This window comes from Microbacterium sp. Z6_144, assembly GCF_057197625.1.
Map to the genome: position 1 here is coordinate 1,009,036 of NZ_JBXVPT010000001.1, position 17,645 is coordinate 1,026,680.

Consider the following 17,645-nt stretch of genomic DNA (forward strand, 5'->3'; position numbering starts at 1 on the left):
CTGTGCGAGTGAATAGTATCCCTTGCTCCGCGACGGAACGGCGGCTGCCGGTGCACTCCTGGCGGCTGAGGGGGTGTGCGCACGTACGCTGGGGGCATGGATCGAACGCAGCTTGTGCTGCTGGCCCTCCTCCTCGGAGTCGTCGTCGGTGGCACCGTCGTTCTCCTCATCACCGTCGCGCTGCGCATTCGCGATCGTCAGCGGGAGCAGACGTCCGCGGAGGTGCCGGACGGCGTGACGCAGGTGCTGCGGGCCCTTGATGACCCGGCCTTCGTCTCCGACGCGTCATCGACCGTGCTGGCCGCCTCGGCCCCGGCAGAAGTGTTCGGCATGCATGTCGGCGATGTGATCCCGGGTGACGACCTCCGGCGGGTCGCGCGCGCGGCGCGGGATACCGGTGTCCCCGTCGCCGAGAATCTGCGGCTTCGCCGCGGGGCGGCACCGGCAGAGCCGCGACTGGTGGCGGCACGGGCGACGAGGATCTCGCCCCGTCTGAGCCTGGTCGTCCTCCGAGACATCACCGAACGGGAGCGGGTCGAGGAGATGCGCCGGGACTTCGTGGCCAACACCAGTCACGAGCTGAAGACGCCGGTGGGGGCGGTGAGCCTTCTCGCCGAGGCGATGGAGTCCGCCGCGGACGATCCCGCGCAGGTGCGCATCTTCGCTGCCCGGCTGACGGCCGAGGCGGCGCGGCTGGGTGCACTGACCGCGCGCATCATGAGCTTGTCGCGCCTGCAGGCCTCGGACGAGCTCAAAGAGATGCGCGATGTCTCGGTGGATGAGGTGGTCGCCTCGGCCGTCGAGGCCCACGCGCTCCAGGCCGACTCGGCGTCGGTGAGCCTCGTCCGCGGCGGGACGCGTGGCCTGTACGTGCGCGGTGACGCGCAGGTGCTCGCCGAGGCCGTCGGCAACCTCATCGCCAACGCCGTGGCGTATTCGTCTGCCGGATCCAGCGTGGGCGTCGGCGTGAAGGAGGTCGAGGGCATCGTCGAGATCGCCGTCACCGACCGCGGCATCGGCATCCCGGAGGCCGATCAGCATCGGGTGTTCGAGCGGTTCTACCGCGCCGACCAGGCGCGTTCGCGCAGCACCGGCGGAAGCGGCCTCGGTCTGTCGATCGTCAAGCACGCCGTGCAGCGGCACGGCGGGGAGGTGCGGTTGTGGTCGCGGCCAGGCCGCGGATCGACCTTCACCATCCGTCTGCCGCTGTCCGCTCCGCCCGAGCCCGAGCCGACCCGGTCGAAATCGCGTCGCAAAAGCCGTAAGACCGCCGCGCCTGCCTCGCGCAGCGCATCCGTGGAAGAGGAGCACTCATGACCCGAGTCCTGATCGTGGAGGACGAGCCCGACCTCGCCGATCCGCTGGCCTACCTGCTGCGTCGCGAAGGGTATGAGGTCGAGATCGCCGGTGACGGCGCGGTCGCACTGAACGCGTTCCGGGAGCGAGGCGCCGACATCGTGCTGCTCGATCTGATGCTGCCGGGGATGCCGGGCACGGAGGTGTGCCGGCAGTTGCGGTCGGCGTCCTCGGTGCCCATCATCATGCTCACCGCGAAGGATTCGGAGGTGGACATCGTCGTGGGGCTCGAACTCGGAGCCGACGACTATGTCACGAAGCCCTACTCGGCGCGCGAACTGCTCGCGCGGATGCGGGCGGTCCTGCGACGTTATGCGCAGGCGGAGGCGGACCTGGACGAGCGGGTGCTCAACGGCGGGCGGGTGACCGTCGACATCGACCGGCACACGGTCGCGGTCGACGGCAAGGAGATCAACATGCCGCTCAAGGAGTTCGAGCTGCTGGAGGTGCTCATGCGCAACGCAGGCCGCGTGCTCACGCGCGGCCAGCTGATCGACCGCGTGTGGGGGACGGACTATTTCGGCGACACCAAGACGCTCGACGTGCACATCAAACGCATCCGCTCGCGGATCGAGGCCAACCCGAGCGATCCCAGCATGCTCGTTACCGTGCGGGGCCTCGGCTACCGCTTCGAGGGCTGAGGCGTGGCGGGACGGCGTTAGGGGAGGAGCTCGTTGTAGTAGTCGAGCTCGCCGTCCAGGACCGGCACCTGATACAGGACGCCCTCGGCGTCACCGGACTGGAAGTACACCGGAACGGTCGAACCCGGAGGGCCGTCGACGGCGTCCAGGGGGATCGGGTCGGTGTCGTCGGAGGGGTTGCCGAGGCTCAGCGACGAGTTCGCCGGTACGCGCACGGTGGCCTTCTGCGCCGATGAGCCCTCGCCCAGCTCGATGTTGAGGGTGTGTGCTTCATCGGTCTCGTTGACGATCGCGGCGATCATGTTGCCGGCCTCGCCCTCGTCCTCGCTGACGATGAGCACGTTGCGGACCTTCAGGGGGCCGGAGTCAGGGACGTTGACGCCGTCGGCGGGGGAGTAGCTCTCGGTCGTGGCCTGCTCCGTGATGAAGGCGCAGCCGGTCGTTCCGAGGACGATGGCAGCGCCCAGGGCGACAGACGCGATGAGGCGCGATTTCACAGATCCTCCCGAGACCAGACGAGCTTTCTCCTGCATTCTACGGGGTGCGTCGCGCGGTTCCCGTCTTCCCCCCAGCAGTACGTCGGACCGGGGGCGGAGAACTTTAGCGCATCGGTGGCTGTGGTATCCTAGACGTTGCCGAAAGGACATAACTGCATGCTTTTTGAGGTTGGCGAGACCGTCGTGTACCCCCATCATGGAGCGGCCACGATCATCGAGGTCAAGGATCGCATCATCAAGGGCGAGACGAAGAAGTACCTGAAGCTCAACGTGACCCAGGGAGACCTCGTCATCGAGGTGCCCGCGGAGAACGTGGACCTGGTCGGCGTCCGCGACGTGATCGGCAAGGAAGGCCTGGACAAGGTCTTCGAGGTGCTGCGTGCTCCCTTCACGGAAGAGCCCACGAACTGGTCGCGCCGGTACAAGGCGAACCTCGAGAAGCTCGCGTCCGGCGATGTCATCAAGGTCAGCGAGGTCGTGCGCGACCTGTGGCGCCGCGACCAGGACCGCGGTCTGTCGGCAGGGGAGAAGCGCATGCTCGCCAAGGCGCGTCAGATCCTCGTGTCCGAGCTCGCGCTGGCCGAGAAGACCGACGAGGAGCGCGCCGGCGCGGTCCTCGACGAGGTCCTCGCTTCCTGACACTCCCGCAGTAGCGTGGGGGCGTGAGCATCACGCCCGTTCCCCGTGTCGCCATCCTCGTCGTCGCCGCCGGATCCGGCACCCGCCTGGGTGCGGGAGCGCCCAAGGCGTTCGTCGGCATCGATGAGAACACGGTGCTGCGCCATGCCTTGGACAACGTCTTCGCGGCGCCCTCGGCCCAGGTCGTCGTCGTCGCCCCCGCCGGGCGTGAGGGCGATGCGCTGACCGAGGTGCTCGCCGCCGCCGGTGACGCCCGCGACCTGGCCTCCGTCGTCACCGGCGGCGCGACGCGGCAGGAGTCGGTAGCCGCGGGGCTGGCCGGCGTGTGGCCCGATGTCGAGTACGTCCTCGTCCACGACGCCGCGCGTGCTCTCACGCCGCCGGAGGTTTTCGTCCGCGTGCTCGACGCCCTCGCCGACGGGCTTCCCGCCGTCGTGCCGACCATTCCCGTGATCGACACGCTCAAGCGCGTAAAGGGCGCCGACGTCGTCTCGGCCGTCGACCGGTCAGAACTCGCCGCGGCGCAGACCCCGCAGGGGTTCTCCCGGGTGATCCTGGATACCGCGTACGCCGTGGCCGCTGAGGATTTCACCGACGACGCCGCCCTGGTTGCGGCGGCCGGCCATCCCGTCACGGTGGTGGCCGGCGATGCGCGGGCCTTCAAGATCACCACGGCGGAAGACCTGGAACGCGCGCGCGGTCTCGTGACCCACTCGCCGCTGGCGCGAGCGGCGCTGGAGCGACCGCATCCAACCCCTCGCGTGGGGCTCGGCACCGATGTGCACGCGTTCGGCGGGGAGGGCGCCCTGTGGCTCGCCGGCCTCGAGTGGCCCGGCGAGCCGGCCCTGTCCGGGCACTCCGACGGGGATGCCGTCGCTCACGCGATCGTCGACGCCGTCCTCTCCGCTGCCGGGCAGGGCGACATCGGGACGCACTTCGGCACCGACCGGCCGGAGTTCGCCGGAGCTCACGCCGACGCGTTCCTCGCGCGCGCCGCGGCGATCGTCAGGGAGGCGGGGTGGCGCATCGGCAACGTCTCCGTGCAGTTCCAGGCGACGCGTCCGCGTTTCGCCGCTCGACGCGCCGAGGCCGAGGCGGTGTTGTCGGCGGCGCTGGGCGGAGCGCCCGTCTCCGTCAGCGCCACGACGACGGATGGCCTCGGCTTCGCGGGTCGGGCCGAGGGGGTCGCCGCTTTCGCGACGGCCCTGGTCTTCCCCGCCTGAGCCGCGCCATCCCCCGCCGAGACACAACTTTGCGGACGAGAAACGGCGCGACGCGGGGCGTCTCGTCCCGAATGTCGTTTCTCGGCCGGGGGAGGGGCGCGCCGGCACACGGGCTCAGAGCGCGCGCGTCATGAAGATGGAGAGGGGATCGGCGGCGTACGCGCCGAACGGGCGGCACTCGGCGAAGCCTTCGCTCGCGTACAGCCGGCGGGCGGGGAGGAACTCGTCGGCGCTGCCCGTCTCCAGCCATAGGCTCGTGAAGCCGCGCTCGCGCGCCACTGCCATGATGTGATGGAGGAGCGCGCGTCCGACGCCCTGCCCGAGGAACGCGGCATCCACGCGCATCGACTTGATCTCCCCGCGCTCATCGTCGAGGCGGGCAAGCGCCCCGATGCCGGCGACCCGTCCGTCGACGTCTGCGGAGAAGAACGTGATGTCTGGATGGCGCAGACCGTCGATGTCCAGGGCATGCACGCTCTCCGGAGGCGACAGCGCGTGCATCCCGGCCAGGTGCGCGGCCACCAACGCGCGGGTCTGCTCGCGGGCGAGGTCGTCGACGGTGATCCGGAGCACGCTCACGCCTCCACCGGCGTAGATGCGGGGGCGCGGGGGCGGCGCGCACCCCACGCGAGCAGCACGAGGCCGGAGGCGAGCACCGCGAGCCCGGCGATCGCCAACCCCGACAGTCGCTCGCCCAACACGGCGATCCCCAGCACGGCGGCCGTGAGCGGCTCGGCGAGGGCCAGGGTGCCTGCGGTCGCTGCCGTCAGACGCTGCAACCCGCCCGTGAAGAGGCAGTAAGCGAGGGCGATGGTCGCAAGTCCCAGCCACAGCGACATCGTGAGCCCCTCCACGCTCACCACCCAGCGAAGGTCCACCGACGGTGCGGCCATGAGGGCGACGGCGGCCGACCCGGCGCCCATCGCTCCGGCGGCGGTGAAGGGATCCCACCCGTCCTGCAGCAGTCGGCGCTGCGCGTTCGCGAGGACGGCGAAGGCGCCGCCGGCGCCCACCGAGCCGGCGAAGCCGACGGGGTCGGCGCCCGACGACCCCGCGTCGCCGCCGAAGATCAGGAGCGACACCCCCGCGAGGGCGAGAACCGTGGCAGCGGCCCAGGTGGCACTCGGGAGCCGCCGCGTCAGCCCCCATTCGATGACCCCGGCGATGACCGGCACCGATCCGATGGCCACGACCGTGCCCACGGCGACGCCGTTGCGCTCCGTACCGAGGAAGAACAGGGGCTGGTATGCCGCCAGGCTCGCCCCCGTCAGCGCCATCAGCCCGAGCGATCCTCGCGTGTACCGCGGGGGGTCCTGAGCGCGGCGCCGCGCGCGCAGGCCGAAGCCGAACCCCACCAGGGCGAGCGCGGTCCCGCCGGCCAGCAGGCGCATCGTGCCCACCGCGAGAGGCGTCGTATCGGCCGGCCCCACCGCCTGAGATGTTCCCGTGGTACCGAACAGGACTGCTGCTGCAATGACTGCAAGGACGGCGAGCACGCGCTCCTTTCTACCCGTTCCCAAGCTGGGGTCGAGCGATGCCCAGGAGATTCGCATCTGCGGCCGCCGCCCGCCCCGCCGGTAGTCTGGGACGATGACCGTCCGGATCCATGACACGAAGGCGCAGGCGTTGCGCGACTTCGTCCCGCGCGACCCCGGAAACGTCACGGTCTACGTCTGCGGCCCCACGGTGCAGTCCGGTCCGCACATCGGCCACGTCCGCGCGGCGCTGAGCTTCGACATCCTCCGCCGGTGGCTGACGCACCGTTTCGGGCGCGTGACTTTCGTGCGCAACGTCACCGACATCGACGACAAAGTGCTCGCCAACGCCACCGACGGCGAGCCGTGGTGGGCGCTGGCCTATCGGATGGAGCAGGAGTTCACCGCCGCGTATGCCGCCGTGGGCATTCTGCCCCCGACCTACGAGCCGCGAGCGACCGCCTCCATCCCGCAGATGCAGGAGATCATCGCCCGGCTGATCGACGCCGGGCATGCCTACCCGGCGGAGCCGGATTCGGACGCCGCCGGAGACGTCTACTTCGACGTGCGCTCGTGGCCGTCGTACGGCGAGCTCACCCGCCAGTCGATCGACGCCATGGAGGCCGCCGGCGATGCCGACCCGCGCGGCAAGCGCGACCCGCACGACTTCGCACTGTGGAAGGGCGCCAAGCCGGGCGAACCCGACAGCGCCTCCTGGGACTCCCCGTGGGGACGCGGACGCCCCGGCTGGCACATCGAGTGCTCCGCCATGTCGCGCCGCTACCTCGGAGCCGAGTTCGACATCCATGGCGGCGGTCTCGACCTGCGCTTCCCCCACCACGAGAACGAACTCGCCCAGTCCACCGCTGCCGGCGACCCGTTCGCCCGCTACTGGGTGCACAACGGTCTCGTCACCGTCGACGGGCAGAAGATGTCGAAGTCGCTCGGCAACTTCGTCCTGGCCGAAGACGTCCTCGCCGAGCACGACCCCCTTGTCGTCCGGTACGCGCTGGCCGCGGCCCACTACCGCTCCACGCTTGATCTCACGCCCGAGTCGTACGCCGAGGCGCGGGCAGCGCTCGAGCGCATCGCGACCTTCCGTCAGCGCGTGCTGCGCATGGCCGCCGGCGACCCGGTCGCCGTGACGCCCGCCGGCATCCCCGAGGCGTTCGCGGGGGCGATGGACGATGACCTGGGCGTGCCGCAGGCGCTGGCGGTCGTGCACGACACCGTGCGCTCGGGCAACGTCGCCGTCGACGACGGCGACCGGGACGGAGCGATCACCGCGTCGCGAGCCGTGGCGGCGATGCTCGACGTCCTCGGCCTTCTCCAGGCGGACAGCGGCGTGGCGTCAGCCCCGGATGCCGCAGCTGCGGCCTTGGACGGGCTGCTCCGCGCACTCATCGACCAGCGCGCGGATGCCCGCGCGAACAAGAACTGGGCGGCAGCCGACCGCATCCGCGACGCGATCGCGGCGGCCGGTGTCGCCCTCGAAGACGGTCCCACCGGGACCCATTGGAGTCTGAACGATGGCTAAGCCAGGAAACCCCTCCGCCGGGCGCGGCAAGAAGGGCCCCACCAAGGGCACGGGTGGCAAGAACAAGCGGTCCCTCGAGGGCCGCGGACCGACGCCGAAGGCGGAAGACCGCAGCTGGCACGCCGCCGGCAAGCGCAAGGCCGCCCAGGAGCGCTTCGCCGCAGCCGGCGGAAAGGGCAGGCCCGCCACCCGCAGCGCGGGGCCGAACGCCTCGCGCGGTGGACGCTCGAAGCAGAACGATGACACCGAGACGGTGACCGGCCGCAACTCGGTCCTCGAGGCGCTGCGGGCCCGCATCCCGGCGACCGCGTTCTACATCGCCCAGCGCGTGGAGATGGACGACCGCGTCAAGGAGATGCTCGCCCTCGCGACGCACCGGGAGATCCCGGTGCTCGAGGTGACGCGTCCGGAGCTGGACCGCATGGCCGGATTCGACGGAGTGCACCAGGGCGTCGCGCTCAAGGTTCCGCCGTACGAGTACGCCCACCCGCAGGACCTCCTCGAGAAGGCGGTCGACACCGGTGAGCTGCCGCTGTTCGTGGCGCTGGACGGGGTCACCGACCCTCGCAACCTCGGCGCCATCATCCGCTCGACCGCGGCCTTCGGCGGCCAGGGCGTCATCGTGCCGCAGCGCCGGTCGGCGGGAGTGACCTCGGCCGCCTGGAAGACCAGCGCGGGAGCTGCCGCCCGCATCCCGGTCGCGATCGCGCCGAACCTGACGAACACCCTCAAGGAGTTCAAGAAGCAGGGCGTGTTCGTGCTCGGTCTCGACGGGGGCGGCGATGTGTCGCTGCCGGCCCTCGAGCTGGCCGACCGGCCCGTCGTGATCGTCGTCGGGTCGGAGGGCAAGGGCCTCTCGCGCCTGGTCACCGAGACGTGCGATCAGATCGTGTCGATTCCGATCTCGGCGGCGACGGAGTCGCTGAACGCCGGTATCGCAGCATCCGTGGCGCTGTATCAGGTGTCGACGTTGCGCGCCGTGCGCGAATAGCGGTTCACTGAGGTTCGACGGCCTCGTGCGAACACGAAGGGGTGCCCTCATGCGGGACGGTGGGAATCCCCGGTCGGCCTCGGGCACGGTCATCCGCTCCTCCGACATGGACGAGGTGCACCGTTCGGCCACGACGGTGATGAACGCGCACGCGATGCGCGTGCTGCGGCGTGGGGAAGGCGCCCAGGCCGAGATCACGCAGAGCGCCACCGGCGGGCTCAAGCTCCTGCGCTTCGCGTACCGCAGCGAAGTCGACATCCGGCCGGAGCCGCTCGGCGATTTCGTCGCGGTGCATCTTCCCGTGCGCGGCACACTCGCCTATTCGTGCAACGGCCGGGAGTACCGCGTGGGCCCGCGCTCGGGGGTTGCGATCTCGCCGCGCGATGACGTGCGGATGCGGTGGAGCGAAGACCTCGAGTTGCAGGTGCTCCGCGTCGACCTCGCCGCGGTCGAGACCCGGCTGGCGGCGCTGACCGGCGCCGCACCCACCCGGCCGCTCTCGTTCGTCCCCGTCCTCGACGAGCGCCGGGCGGGGATGCTGGTGCACCTGGTGGAGGCGGTGCGCCTCGTGATCGACCGGTCGCCCACCACCGGTGCGTCCGCCCTCCTCGCCGGCGAGTTCGAAGAGCTCGTCACCTCCACCCTCGTGCTGGAGCTGCCGCACAGCTACTCCGATCGCCTCGGTGCGGGGCTCGGCGCGGCGCCCGCCCGCACCGCCCGGATCGTGGCCGACTACTGCCTCGAGCACTACGCCGAGCCCCTCAGCGTGGGCGATCTCGCAGCGGTCGCGCACGTCAGCGAGCGGACGCTCTTCGCCGCGTTCCGCCGCGAGTTCGGAACAACCCCCGGCCGCTGGCTTCGCGACCTGCGCCTCGAGCGGGCCCGCGACACGCTGGAGGGCGGGGCTGAGGTGGCCGGCGTCGCGGCCGTCGCGCTCGACCACGGGTTCGGTCACGTCGGACGCTTCGCCGCCGACTACAGGCGCCGGTACGGGGAGTCGCCCTCCGACACCCTCCGCCGCGCCCGGGCGCGCTGATCCGGCACGGCCCCGGATCCGCCCCGTGCGCACACCGCGCCGGTCCGGCGCGCGGTCGGCTCGCGAGGCGCGTGCACAACGGCGGAGATGTTGGGCGACACGCCGTCCGGTCGCGGCCTGAGGCGGCGTGTCGGGAGGAATCCCCGCAGTTGTGCGTGAGGCGGGCGCGGAGGGAGGCTCAGCGGGCCGCGCGCTGGGCGATCGCGGCCGCCCCGGCGGCCTCGTAGTTCTCCTCGGAGAGGTAGACGTGCTGCAGCGCGCCGAGGGAGTTGCGGAGGTGCCGCTGCATGGGATGCTCCACCGACAGCACCCGCCCGCCTCCGTAGCGGAACAGGTCGGAGATGAGGTCCGCGCACATCTCGGCCACGAGCGTGTGCCGCGCGCGCAGGATGGCGACGGTGTCGTCGTCGATCGTCGCTCCGGATCGTACGATGTCGATGCCCTCCTGCGCCGTCGCCCGGTACAGCGTGCGCGCCGCCGCCCACGTCGCCTCAGCCTGGCCCACGGCCTTCTGGAACGAGGCCCGGCCGGCGAGTGACCCGCTCAGGGAGCGAGCGGTGGATGCGGCCAGGTCGATCATGTCGTCGATGGCGCGACGGGCGATCCCGACGAGCAGGGGCGACAACTCGTTGGAGATGAAGATCATGATCGGCTGGCGGAAGATGTCGCCGCCGCGTCGCGGCACGCCGCCGTACGCATCCATCGCCCGAGAGGCCGGGATGAACACGTCATCGAAGGAGAAGTCGTGGCTGCCCGTTCCCTGCAGCGCTGCGGCGTTCCAGTTGCCGTGCACGGTGACCTCCGATTTCGGCGCGGTCACGAAGATCGGCGCGCCGGTGCCCTCCACGATGCATCCGCCGACCACCCAGTTGGAGTGGTCGATGCCGCTCCCGAAGGCCCAGCGGCCCGAGACGCGGTACCCGCCGTCGACGGGTGTCGCGGTACCGCGCGGGGTGAACTGACCGGCAACGGTCGGCAGGGCCTGACCGGGCGCGAACAACTCGGCGATGCCCTCATCGGGAAGCCACCCGGCCATCGTTCCGATCGTGCCGCTTCCGATCATCGTCGCCCACGCCGCGGAGGCGTCGTGGTACGCGATCTCCTCCATCACGTCGCCGAAGCTCACCGGGTCCAACTCGCTGCCGCCGAGTTCGACCGGCGTCTTCATCCAGAAGAACCCCGCCTTGCGGAATTCCTCCACGACCGGGTCGGGAAGGCGCCGGGCTAGTTCGGCTTCGCGCGCGTTCTCCTCGATCAGCGGCCCGAGCGCCCGTGCGGCGGCGAGGAGGGTCTCGGCGCGCTCGGCGGCAGAGGAGGGTTCAGGGGTCATCGGGCTCTCCTTCGAGACGACGGTCTCCGCCCAGTGAACTCCCGCCGGCGGGCGACGTCAGTCCACATCCCGCCGTTGTCGCCGGGGATGTGCAGGATTCGTCCTTCGTGCGGGCTCGCCGCGTCGGAGGCACTGCCGGGCGGGACGTGGCATCCTGAACGGGCCGTGTCGTCGCCGGTCCGCTTCACCAAGACCGCGTGGACACGTCGCATTCCCGGGAATGAATCCGCACACGGGTGGATTGTCGCCCGTGTACGCCCAACGAAAGGATCATCGTGGCTCGCATCGCTGTCATCGGAGGAACCGGCTACGCCGGCAGTCATGTCGTCCGAGAGGCCGTCGACCGCGGCCACACGGTCGTCTCGGTCGCCCGCTCCGTGCCGGCCGAGCGGGTCGAGGGCGCGACCTACATCGAGGGGAGCGTCCTCGATGTCACCGATCTCGTACACAAGCTGGAGGGCGTGGAGGTCGTGATCTCGGCGGTCGCCCCGCGCGGTGACATGCTCGGCAAGGTGCGTCCTGCACTCGCGGAGTTCTTCGCGGCGCTTCCGGAGGACGTGCGCGTGGGGGTCATCGGCGGCGCCGGCGGGAGCCTCGTGGCCCCCGGCGGACCCCGGGTGGTCGACACGGAGGATTTCAACGAGGACTACAAGCCGGAGTCGCTCGAGGCGATCGGCGTGCTCGAAGACCTGCAGTCCGGCACGGGTGGCCGCGACTGGTTCTACGTCCACCCCGCCGTCGGGTTCGGCATGTGGGCACCGGGCGAGCGCACCGGCTCGTACCGCGATGGCGGCGACGTGCGCGTCGTGGATGACAAGGGCGACTCGTTCATCTCCGGCCCCGACCTCGCGGTGGCGATCCTGGACGAGATCGAGACACCCAAGCACTCGCGGGAGCGGTTCGCCGTCGGGTACTGACCGGCCCGGCGCTTCTCTCAGACGAGATCGCGCCAGTCGACCGCCGTCTCCTCGTCGTCCTCGTCGTCGTCGTCTTCGTCCTCACCCACGAGGGGCATCATGCCCGTGGCGACCGGCACGGAGAGGCTGTCGGTGGGGGGTCCCATCACCGTCGCCTCGTCGCGGCGGTGCCGCAGCACATCGTCGATGTACGACGTCAGCACCTCGGCGATCGGGACCGACCGGCCCCGCGCCTGAGACATGTACCAGCGGTGCTCCAGCACCTGGTGGAACGCCTCGGCCGGTTCGAGCTTCGCGCGCAGGTCGAACGGGATCGCCAACACGATCGGCTCGAACACGCGCGTCAACCACTCGTGCGCGACCCGCTCCTCGTCGTCGCCGAGGCGACTGACCCGGGCACGGAACTCATCCAGGTCGTTCAACAGCCGGCGCGCCTGGTTCTCCTCGACGTCGAGCCCGGTGAGCCGCAGCAGCCGCCGCTGGTGGTGTCCCGCATCCACCACCTTGGGCTGGATCGACACGTGCGTCCCGTCGGACGTGGTCTGGATCGACATCTCACCGATGTCGAAACCGAGCGCATTGAGGCGCTGGACCCTCTCGGTGAGCCGCCACGATTCGTCCACGGCGAAGCTCTCCCTGTCGGTGAGCGCCGCCCACAGCGAGTAGTAGGACGACAGAAGTCCGTCGGCGATCTGCACGGCGTCGATGCCGCCCTCCAGGCGACCGCCGGCTTCCAGGTCCATGATCTCGCCGGCGATGTTGGTGCGGGCCACATCGAGGTCGTGTGCGCGCTGCCCGCGCGTCAGGCCGCCCTCGTGGAGCTCACCGGTCTCCGCATCCACGAGGTATGCGGCAAACGCGCCGGCGTCGCGTCGGAAGAGGGTGTTCGACAGCGAGACGTCTCCCCAGAAGAACCCGACGTTGTGCAGGCGCACCAGCAGCACCGCGAGGGCGTCCACCAGGCGCGTGGCGGTGTGGGGCCGCAGCACCTGCGTGAACAGTGCGCGGTACGGCAGCGAGAACCGCAGGTGCGCCGTGACGAGGGCCGCGGGGAGCGGCTCGCCCGCGGCATCCGTCCGTCCGTCGATCACCGCGACGCGCTCGACGCAGGGCGCTGCGAGCCGGTGCAGGTTGCCGAGCATGTCGTACTCGCGCCGGGCCATTTCGTGCGTGGTTTCCTTGATCGCCACGACCCGTCCGGAGAGGTTCGCGAAGCGCACGAGGTGGCGGGATATGCCCTTCGGCAGGTACACGATCGTGCTGCTCGGCCACTCCGCCAGCGGCGTCGACCAGGGCAGGGACAGCAGGCCGGGGTCGACGGAGCTGGCAGTGATGCTGAGCGAATCGGGCACGGAACCTCCCGGAGAAACAGACGCGGCGCGGGCAGCCCCAAGGCTACCCGCGCCGCGCGGTGACAGATCGATCAGGCGGAGACGACCGGCTTGTCGTTCAGACGCTCTCCCGACTCGATGTCGAACGCGTGCACGTGACCGACGCCGGCGGCCAGGGTCACCGTGTCGCCCGCGTTCGGGTGGCGCCGGCCGTCGACGCGTGCCACCAGATCGGCGCGCTTGCCGTTGATCTCGGTGTGGCCGTAGAGGTAGCCGTCGGCGCCCAGTTCCTCGACGAGGTCGACGACGACCGACAAGCCGCGGCCGTCGGCGGGGCCGACGATGATGTCCTCGGGGCGCACACCCACGGTGACCTGGCTGCCGTTGGCGCGGCCGACGGTGTCACGGTCCAGTGCCACGACCTCGTCACCGAAGCGCACGCCACCGTCGGCGAGGTCGGCGGAGAACAGGTTCATGGCGGGGGAGCCGATGAAGCCGGCGACGAAGACGTTGTTCGGCTTCTCGTACAGGTCGCGGGGCGTTCCGACCTGCTGCAGGATGCCGTCCTTGAGCACCGCGATGCGGTCGCCCATGGTGAGGGCTTCGGTCTGGTCGTGCGTGACGTAGACCGTCGTGACGCCGAGGCGGCGCTGCAGCGACGCGATCTGCGTGCGCGTCTGCACGCGCAGCTTGGCGTCGAGGTTCGACAGCGGCTCGTCCATGAGGAACACCTGCGGCTGACGGACGATCGCGCGGCCCATCGCGACACGCTGACGCTGACCACCCGAGAGCGCCTTGGGCTTGCGCGTCAGGTACTCCTCCAGGTCGAGGAGCTTGGCGGCCTCGAGCACGCGCGCGGCCCGCTCTTCCTTGCCGACGCCGGCGATCTTCAGGGCGAAGCCCATGTTCTCGGCGACGGTCATGTGCGGGTACAGCGCGTAGTTCTGGAACACCATCGCGATGTCCCGGTCCTTCGGCGGGATGTCGGTGACGTCGCGGTCACCGATCAGGATGCGGCCGGAGTTGACCTCTTCGAGGCCGGCCAGCATCCGCAGCGACGTGGACTTGCCGCATCCGGAGGGGCCGACGAGAACGAGGAACTCGCCATCGGCGACTTCGAGGCTCAGCTTGTCGACTGCGGGACGAGTGCCCCCGGGGTACAGGCGGGTTGCGTTGTCAAAGGTGACGGACGCCATTTTTTCTTCTCCTTCACCGGCAGGTACGTGCCGGACGATCCGTAGTGATGGATGAGCGGGGGCCAGCCCGCACGCCCGCCATCGGGCGCGATCCTCAGTATAGGTGTGCGGGGGTTCTGTCTGGGCTTTTCCCAGGCTGCCTGGCTAGCATCGGATTCTGGCCGCGTTACCCGTGCGGCCCGCCGGATCTCCGGCCACCGTCATCCGTTCAGAAGGTTCCATGTCGACCGACGAGACACCACAGGTGCCTGCCACGCGCGACCGCCGAGAGGCGGTGCGCGAGAAGGCGCAGCAGGTGCACGCCAAGCAGTCGCGCGTCCGCGTGCTGCGCGGTGTGCTGCTGAGCGCAGCGGGTCTGGCGGTCCTCGGAGCGGCCGCTGCCGCCATCATCTGGGCCTTCGCCGAGATGGGTCCGCGCCCGCTCATCGAACCGGGGAACGCGGATGACGACGGGTTCGCGATCACCGCCGTCACCGATGTCGCCGACCCCGGGAGCTCCGGCGTGGACGAATCGACCGGCGACGGGGAGGCGGAGCCCGCCGAAGCGCCGCCCGCCGAGGCGCCGGCGCCCACCCCGACGCCCAGCGACACGCGCGCGGTCGACATCCGCGTCTACGTGGACTACCTCTCCACCGAGGCTCGCGAATTCCAGATGGCCAACGCCGAGCAGCTCAAGAAGTGGGTGAGTGCCGACGCGGCGACGCTGACCTACTACCCGGTGGCGATGCTGACCTCCAAGTCCAACGGCACCAAGTACTCCCTGCGAGCGGCCGGCGCTGCGGCGTGCGTGGCGACGTATTCGCCCGACACGTTCTTCGCCTTCAACGACCAGCTGCTGCGGGAGCAGCCCGACATCGACTCCGACGGCCTGACCGACGAGCAGCTGGCCGAGCTCGCACAGGCCACGGGCGTCTCCGCCTACAAGGTCGTTCGCAACTGCATCGAGGAGGGCTCGTTCGCCTCCTGGGCGCGAGCGGCCACCGACCGCGCGCTGGACCGGATCCCCGACACCGACGGGGTGCCCCTCACCGCGACTCCGATGATCCTCGTGAACGGCGTGCAGTACGTCGGCGCGACGGAGGACCCGACGGAGTTCGCCCAGTTCGTCCTCACCGTCGCCAGCGACGCGTACTACCGCACTCCTTCGCCGACGCCGTCGGCCCCTGCCACGTCGACGCCCGCACCGTAACCGGCCCCGGGCGTCCCGATAGAATGGGCGCTCTGCCGGCTTGGCGCAATTGGTAGCGCACCTAACTTGTAATTAGGGGGTTGCGGGTTCGAGTCCCGCAGTCGGCTCCACGCTGCATCCCCCGCCGAGAAACGGCATTTCGGACGAGACGGACCGCGCCGCGCCGTTTCTCGTCCGGAACGTGGTTTTTCGCGGGTGCGGGCGGACCGTAACATCGGGCGGGTGGCGTCGCGCGAAGGTACCGGACCGACTCGACGCATCCCGCTGGGGGTCGCGGTGGCCGCCGCCGTCGCCGTCGGGGTGCTCACGGCACTGCAGGCCCGCATCAACGGGTCGCTCGGCGACGCGATCGACGACGGGTACACCGCCGCGGTCATCTCGTTCGCCTCGGGCCTGGCGATCGTCGCGATCATCACCGCCGCGCTCCCCTCGGGGCGTGCCGGTCTCGCGCGGCTGATTCAAGGCATCCGCGGCGGGCAGGTGCCGGCATGGATGCTGCTGGGCGGGTTCGCCGGAGCACTCACCGTCGCGACCCAGGGCCTCACCGTCGCCACCATCGGCGTCGCCCTCTTCACGGTCGGCGTGGTCGCGGGCCAGACGATCCACGGGTTGATCCTGGACCGCCTGGGTTACGGTCCCGGGGGAGTGGTCGCCGTCACGGTGCCGCGCGTGGTGGGTGGCGGCCTGGCCGTGGCCGGCGTCGTCGTGTGCCTCGCGGGGGTCACCGGCGCGCCGGCGCTCTGGATGCTGCTCCTTCCGCTGCTGGCCGGTGCGGGCATCGCGTGGCAGCAGGCCACCAACGGCCGCCTGAATCAGCGGGTGCGAAACCCGCTCATCGCCACTCTCGTGAACTTCCTGGGAGGCACGCTGGCGCTCGCGGTCGCCGCATCCGTGCACATCCTCCTCGACGGGGCGCCGCGCACCCTGGTGGTGGATCCGTGGCTCTATCTCGGGGGCGCGGTCGGAGCGGTGTACATCTTCCTGTCGGCCGCGGTCGTGCGGGTCACCGGGGTGCTTCTGCTCGGACTCGGATCGGTCGTGGGGTTGCTGGCGACGTCGGTCGTCCTCGACGCGTTCTGGCCGGCACCGTCCGGACCGCCGTTACCCGTCGCGCTCACCGGCGTCGCCATCGCGCTGGCGGGGGTGGCGATCGTCGTGGGGTGGCGGCGGAGGCCGTCCGGCTAGAGCAAAGTCGGGTCGACCGCGGCGGAGTGTTTCGCGCCCTGGCCGCGCTCGGGCATGCGCGTGATGAGCGCGCTCGCGTCGACCTCTTTGCGCGGCCCGAGCCGCGTCGTGTCGGGCTTGCCGCCGACGTAGAGCCAGCCCAGGAGGGCCTCGTTCTTGTCCAGGCCGTGCGCCTTGGCCACGGCCTTGCTGCGGGTGTAGTGGCCGCTGCGCCAGATGACGCCCCACCCCGCCTCATCCAGCAGCAGGCTGAGCACGTGCGCCACGCCGGAGGCGACGGCCTCCTGCTCCCACCGGGGAACCTTTTCGCTCTTGCGGTAGCTCACGACGACGGCGAGCAGAAGCGGGGCGCGCAGCGGTTTGGGTGATGAGCCCTTCTCGCGGAGACTCTTGTTGATGGCGCGGCCGAGGCGCTCCCGGTCGGCTCCGCGCAGCTCGATGAGACGCCACGGCCGCAGGGACGAGTGGTCGGCGACCCGCGCGGCCGCGGACACGAGCGACTCCAGCTCGGCGCGGGTGGGCGCGTCGTCGGTCACCCGCGACCACGACCGGCGGGCGCGAACGGCCTGGAGCGCCGCGCCCCCGCGCCCGGAGGCGCCGCGCGACGGGTCGGCGGCGTCGGGAGGAGGAGGCGTGGGGGTGGTCACGCCGGGGACTCGGGGGAGAAGTTCAGTGCGAGGGAGTTCATGCAGTAGCGGTCTCCGGTGGGGGTTCCGAAGCCGTCGGGGAACACGTGGCCGAGGTGCGAGCCGCATGCCGCGCACCGCACCTCGGTGCGTACCATCCCGTGGCTGCGATCTTCGATGAGCTCGACGGCCTCGGGGCGCACCGACTCGTAGAAGCTCGGCCATCCGCAGTGCGAGTCGAACTTCGTGCCGCTCTGGAACAGCTCGGCGTTGCACGCCGCACACGTGTACAGACCCGCGCGCTCCTCGTCCAGAAGCTCGCCGGTCCATGCCCGCTCGGTGCCGGCCTGGCGCAGGACGGCGTACTTCTCGGGGTCGAGCTCGGCACGCCACTCTTCGTCGGTCTTGTTCACGGAATAGCTCATGGGATCTTCCTCTCCTCCTCCATTCAACCCGACCCTGTGCACTGCTGGCGC

General features: G+C 70.7%; 18 protein-coding genes and 1 tRNA gene. 11 read left to right on the forward strand and 8 right to left on the reverse strand.

The features are described from left to right. Positions 1–96: 96 nt before the first annotated feature. Both AC2DGY_RS04935 and AC2DGY_RS04940 read left to right on the forward strand, forming a co-directional pair. Positions 97–1,317, forward strand: a complete 1,221-nt coding sequence (locus tag AC2DGY_RS04935) for a sensor histidine kinase (RefSeq protein WP_484508588.1) — start codon at positions 97–99, stop codon at positions 1,315–1,317. Then, the gene (locus AC2DGY_RS04940) at positions 1,314–1,997 is read left to right on the forward strand and encodes a response regulator (RefSeq protein WP_484508589.1); all 684 of its coding nucleotides are present in this window, start codon (positions 1,314–1,316) and stop codon (positions 1,995–1,997) included. Before AC2DGY_RS04935 ends, AC2DGY_RS04940 begins: the two co-directional genes overlap by 4 nt. Before the next feature lie 17 nt (positions 1,998–2,014). On the opposite strand, the gene AC2DGY_RS04945 is transcribed toward AC2DGY_RS04940, so the two are convergent. Further along, positions 2,015–2,494 (reverse strand): DNA modification methylase, encoded by a 480-nt coding sequence (locus AC2DGY_RS04945; RefSeq protein ID WP_484508590.1) that lies wholly within the window; start codon positions 2,492–2,494, stop codon positions 2,015–2,017. 156 nt (positions 2,495–2,650) lie between these two features. On the opposite strand from AC2DGY_RS04945, the gene AC2DGY_RS04950 reads away from it, so the two are divergent. Both AC2DGY_RS04950 and ispD read left to right on the forward strand, forming a co-directional pair. Further along, positions 2,651–3,133: a CarD family transcriptional regulator gene (locus tag AC2DGY_RS04950; protein ID WP_484508591.1), complete on the forward strand. Its 483-nt coding sequence runs from the start codon at positions 2,651–2,653 to the stop codon at positions 3,131–3,133. 23 nt (positions 3,134–3,156) lie between these two features. Then, positions 3,157–4,356, forward strand: coding sequence for a 2-C-methyl-D-erythritol 4-phosphate cytidylyltransferase (ispD, locus tag AC2DGY_RS04955; RefSeq protein ID WP_484508592.1), 1,200 nt, complete (start codon positions 3,157–3,159; stop codon positions 4,354–4,356). Positions 4,357–4,470: 114 nt separating this feature from the next. Here the strand turns inward: ispD and AC2DGY_RS04960 are convergent, their stop codons facing one another. Next, complete coding sequence (locus AC2DGY_RS04960) at positions 4,471–4,929, reverse strand: GNAT family N-acetyltransferase (RefSeq protein ID WP_484508593.1); 459 nt, start codon at positions 4,927–4,929, stop codon at positions 4,471–4,473. A 2-nt stretch (positions 4,930–4,931) separates the two neighbouring features. After that, entirely contained in the window at positions 4,932–5,852 is a 921-nt protein-coding gene (locus AC2DGY_RS04965) for a DMT family transporter (RefSeq protein WP_484508594.1), read from the reverse strand. A gap of 94 nt (positions 5,853–5,946) precedes the next feature. On the opposite strand from AC2DGY_RS04965, the gene cysS reads away from it, so the two are divergent. The 3 genes from cysS to AC2DGY_RS04980 are packed head-to-tail and all read left to right on the forward strand — an operon-like array spanning position 5,947 to position 9,395. After that, positions 5,947–7,368 carry a cysteine--tRNA ligase gene (gene cysS / locus AC2DGY_RS04970; RefSeq protein ID WP_484508595.1) on the forward strand — a complete coding sequence of 474 codons (1,422 nt, stop codon included), beginning with the start codon at positions 5,947–5,949 and terminating at the stop codon, positions 7,366–7,368. Next, a complete protein-coding gene (gene rlmB, locus AC2DGY_RS04975) occupies positions 7,361–8,359 on the forward strand; it encodes a 23S rRNA (guanosine(2251)-2'-O)-methyltransferase RlmB (protein WP_484508596.1) in 999 nt (332 codons plus the stop codon). Before cysS ends, rlmB begins: the two co-directional genes overlap by 8 nt. Positions 8,360–8,408: 49 nt before the next feature. Next, positions 8,409–9,395, forward strand: coding sequence for an AraC family transcriptional regulator (locus AC2DGY_RS04980; RefSeq protein ID WP_484508597.1), 987 nt, complete (start codon positions 8,409–8,411; stop codon positions 9,393–9,395). A 178-nt stretch (positions 9,396–9,573) separates the two neighbouring features. On the opposite strand, the gene AC2DGY_RS04985 is transcribed toward AC2DGY_RS04980, so the two are convergent. After that, positions 9,574–10,725 (reverse strand): acyl-CoA dehydrogenase family protein, encoded by a 1,152-nt coding sequence (locus AC2DGY_RS04985; RefSeq protein ID WP_484508598.1) that lies wholly within the window; start codon positions 10,723–10,725, stop codon positions 9,574–9,576. 275 nt (positions 10,726–11,000) lie between these two features. Here AC2DGY_RS04985 and AC2DGY_RS04990 point away from each other — a divergent pair, with 275 nt between their 5' ends. Beyond that, positions 11,001–11,642: an NAD(P)-dependent oxidoreductase gene (locus tag AC2DGY_RS04990; RefSeq protein ID WP_484508599.1), complete on the forward strand. Its 642-nt coding sequence runs from the start codon at positions 11,001–11,003 to the stop codon at positions 11,640–11,642. Between the two features lie 17 nt (positions 11,643–11,659). Here the strand turns inward: AC2DGY_RS04990 and AC2DGY_RS04995 are convergent, their stop codons facing one another. Beyond that, entirely contained in the window at positions 11,660–12,994 is a 1,335-nt protein-coding gene (locus tag AC2DGY_RS04995; RefSeq protein WP_484508600.1) for a DUF4032 domain-containing protein, read from the reverse strand. A 71-nt stretch (positions 12,995–13,065) separates the two neighbouring features. Continuing rightward, on the reverse strand, positions 13,066–14,169 hold the full coding sequence (locus AC2DGY_RS05000; RefSeq protein ID WP_484508601.1) for an ABC transporter ATP-binding protein: 1,104 nt from the start codon (positions 14,167–14,169) through the stop codon (positions 13,066–13,068). A gap of 220 nt (positions 14,170–14,389) precedes the next feature. Here AC2DGY_RS05000 and AC2DGY_RS05005 point away from each other — a divergent pair, with 220 nt between their 5' ends. The 3 genes from AC2DGY_RS05005 to AC2DGY_RS05015 all read left to right on the forward strand — a co-directional run bounded on the left by AC2DGY_RS05005 (position 14,390) and on the right by AC2DGY_RS05015 (position 16,543). Further along, complete coding sequence (locus tag AC2DGY_RS05005; RefSeq protein ID WP_484508602.1) at positions 14,390–15,358, forward strand: DsbA family protein; 969 nt, start codon at positions 14,390–14,392, stop codon at positions 15,356–15,358. Positions 15,359–15,392: 34 nt separating this feature from the next. Further along, positions 15,393–15,468 (forward strand) — tRNA-Thr (locus AC2DGY_RS05010). Positions 15,469–15,580: 112 nt separating this feature from the next. Next, positions 15,581–16,543, forward strand: a complete 963-nt coding sequence (locus AC2DGY_RS05015) for a DMT family transporter (protein WP_484508603.1) — start codon at positions 15,581–15,583, stop codon at positions 16,541–16,543. On the opposite strand, the gene AC2DGY_RS05020 is transcribed toward AC2DGY_RS05015, so the two are convergent. Both AC2DGY_RS05020 and msrB read right to left on the reverse strand, forming a co-directional pair. Then, positions 16,540–17,190, reverse strand: a complete 651-nt coding sequence (locus tag AC2DGY_RS05020) for a nitroreductase family protein (RefSeq protein WP_484508604.1) — start codon at positions 17,188–17,190, stop codon at positions 16,540–16,542. The two genes, AC2DGY_RS05015 and AC2DGY_RS05020, sit on opposite strands and share 4 nt — an antisense overlap. Beyond that, positions 17,187–17,594: a peptide-methionine (R)-S-oxide reductase MsrB gene (msrB, locus tag AC2DGY_RS05025; protein ID WP_484508605.1), complete on the reverse strand. Its 408-nt coding sequence runs from the start codon at positions 17,592–17,594 to the stop codon at positions 17,187–17,189. The genes AC2DGY_RS05020 and msrB overlap by 4 nt, the downstream gene beginning before the upstream one ends. Positions 17,595–17,645: the final 51 nt, after the last annotated feature.

Excerpts from the sequence above, each read along its gene's own strand:
- rlmB (WP_484508596.1), top strand. The coding sequence starts at position 7,361 with ATGGCTAAGCCAGGAAACCCCTCCGCCGGGCGCGGCAAGAAGGGCCCC.
- msrB (WP_484508605.1), bottom strand. The coding sequence starts at position 17,594 with ATGAGCTATTCCGTGAACAAGACCGACGAAGAGTGGCGTGCCGAGCTC.
- cysS (WP_484508595.1), top strand. The coding sequence starts at position 5,947 with ATGACCGTCCGGATCCATGACACGAAGGCGCAGGCGTTGCGCGACTTC.
- AC2DGY_RS04980 (WP_484508597.1), top strand. The coding sequence starts at position 8,409 with ATGCGGGACGGTGGGAATCCCCGGTCGGCCTCGGGCACGGTCATCCGC.
- AC2DGY_RS04950 (WP_484508591.1), top strand. The coding sequence starts at position 2,651 with ATGCTTTTTGAGGTTGGCGAGACCGTCGTGTACCCCCATCATGGAGCG.
- AC2DGY_RS04985 (WP_484508598.1), bottom strand. The coding sequence starts at position 10,725 with ATGACCCCTGAACCCTCCTCTGCCGCCGAGCGCGCCGAGACCCTCCTC.
- AC2DGY_RS04935 (WP_484508588.1), top strand. The coding sequence starts at position 97 with ATGGATCGAACGCAGCTTGTGCTGCTGGCCCTCCTCCTCGGAGTCGTC.
- AC2DGY_RS04940 (WP_484508589.1), top strand. The coding sequence starts at position 1,314 with ATGACCCGAGTCCTGATCGTGGAGGACGAGCCCGACCTCGCCGATCCG.
- AC2DGY_RS05000 (WP_484508601.1), bottom strand. The coding sequence starts at position 14,169 with ATGGCGTCCGTCACCTTTGACAACGCAACCCGCCTGTACCCCGGGGGC.
- AC2DGY_RS05005 (WP_484508602.1), top strand. The coding sequence starts at position 14,390 with ATGTCGACCGACGAGACACCACAGGTGCCTGCCACGCGCGACCGCCGA.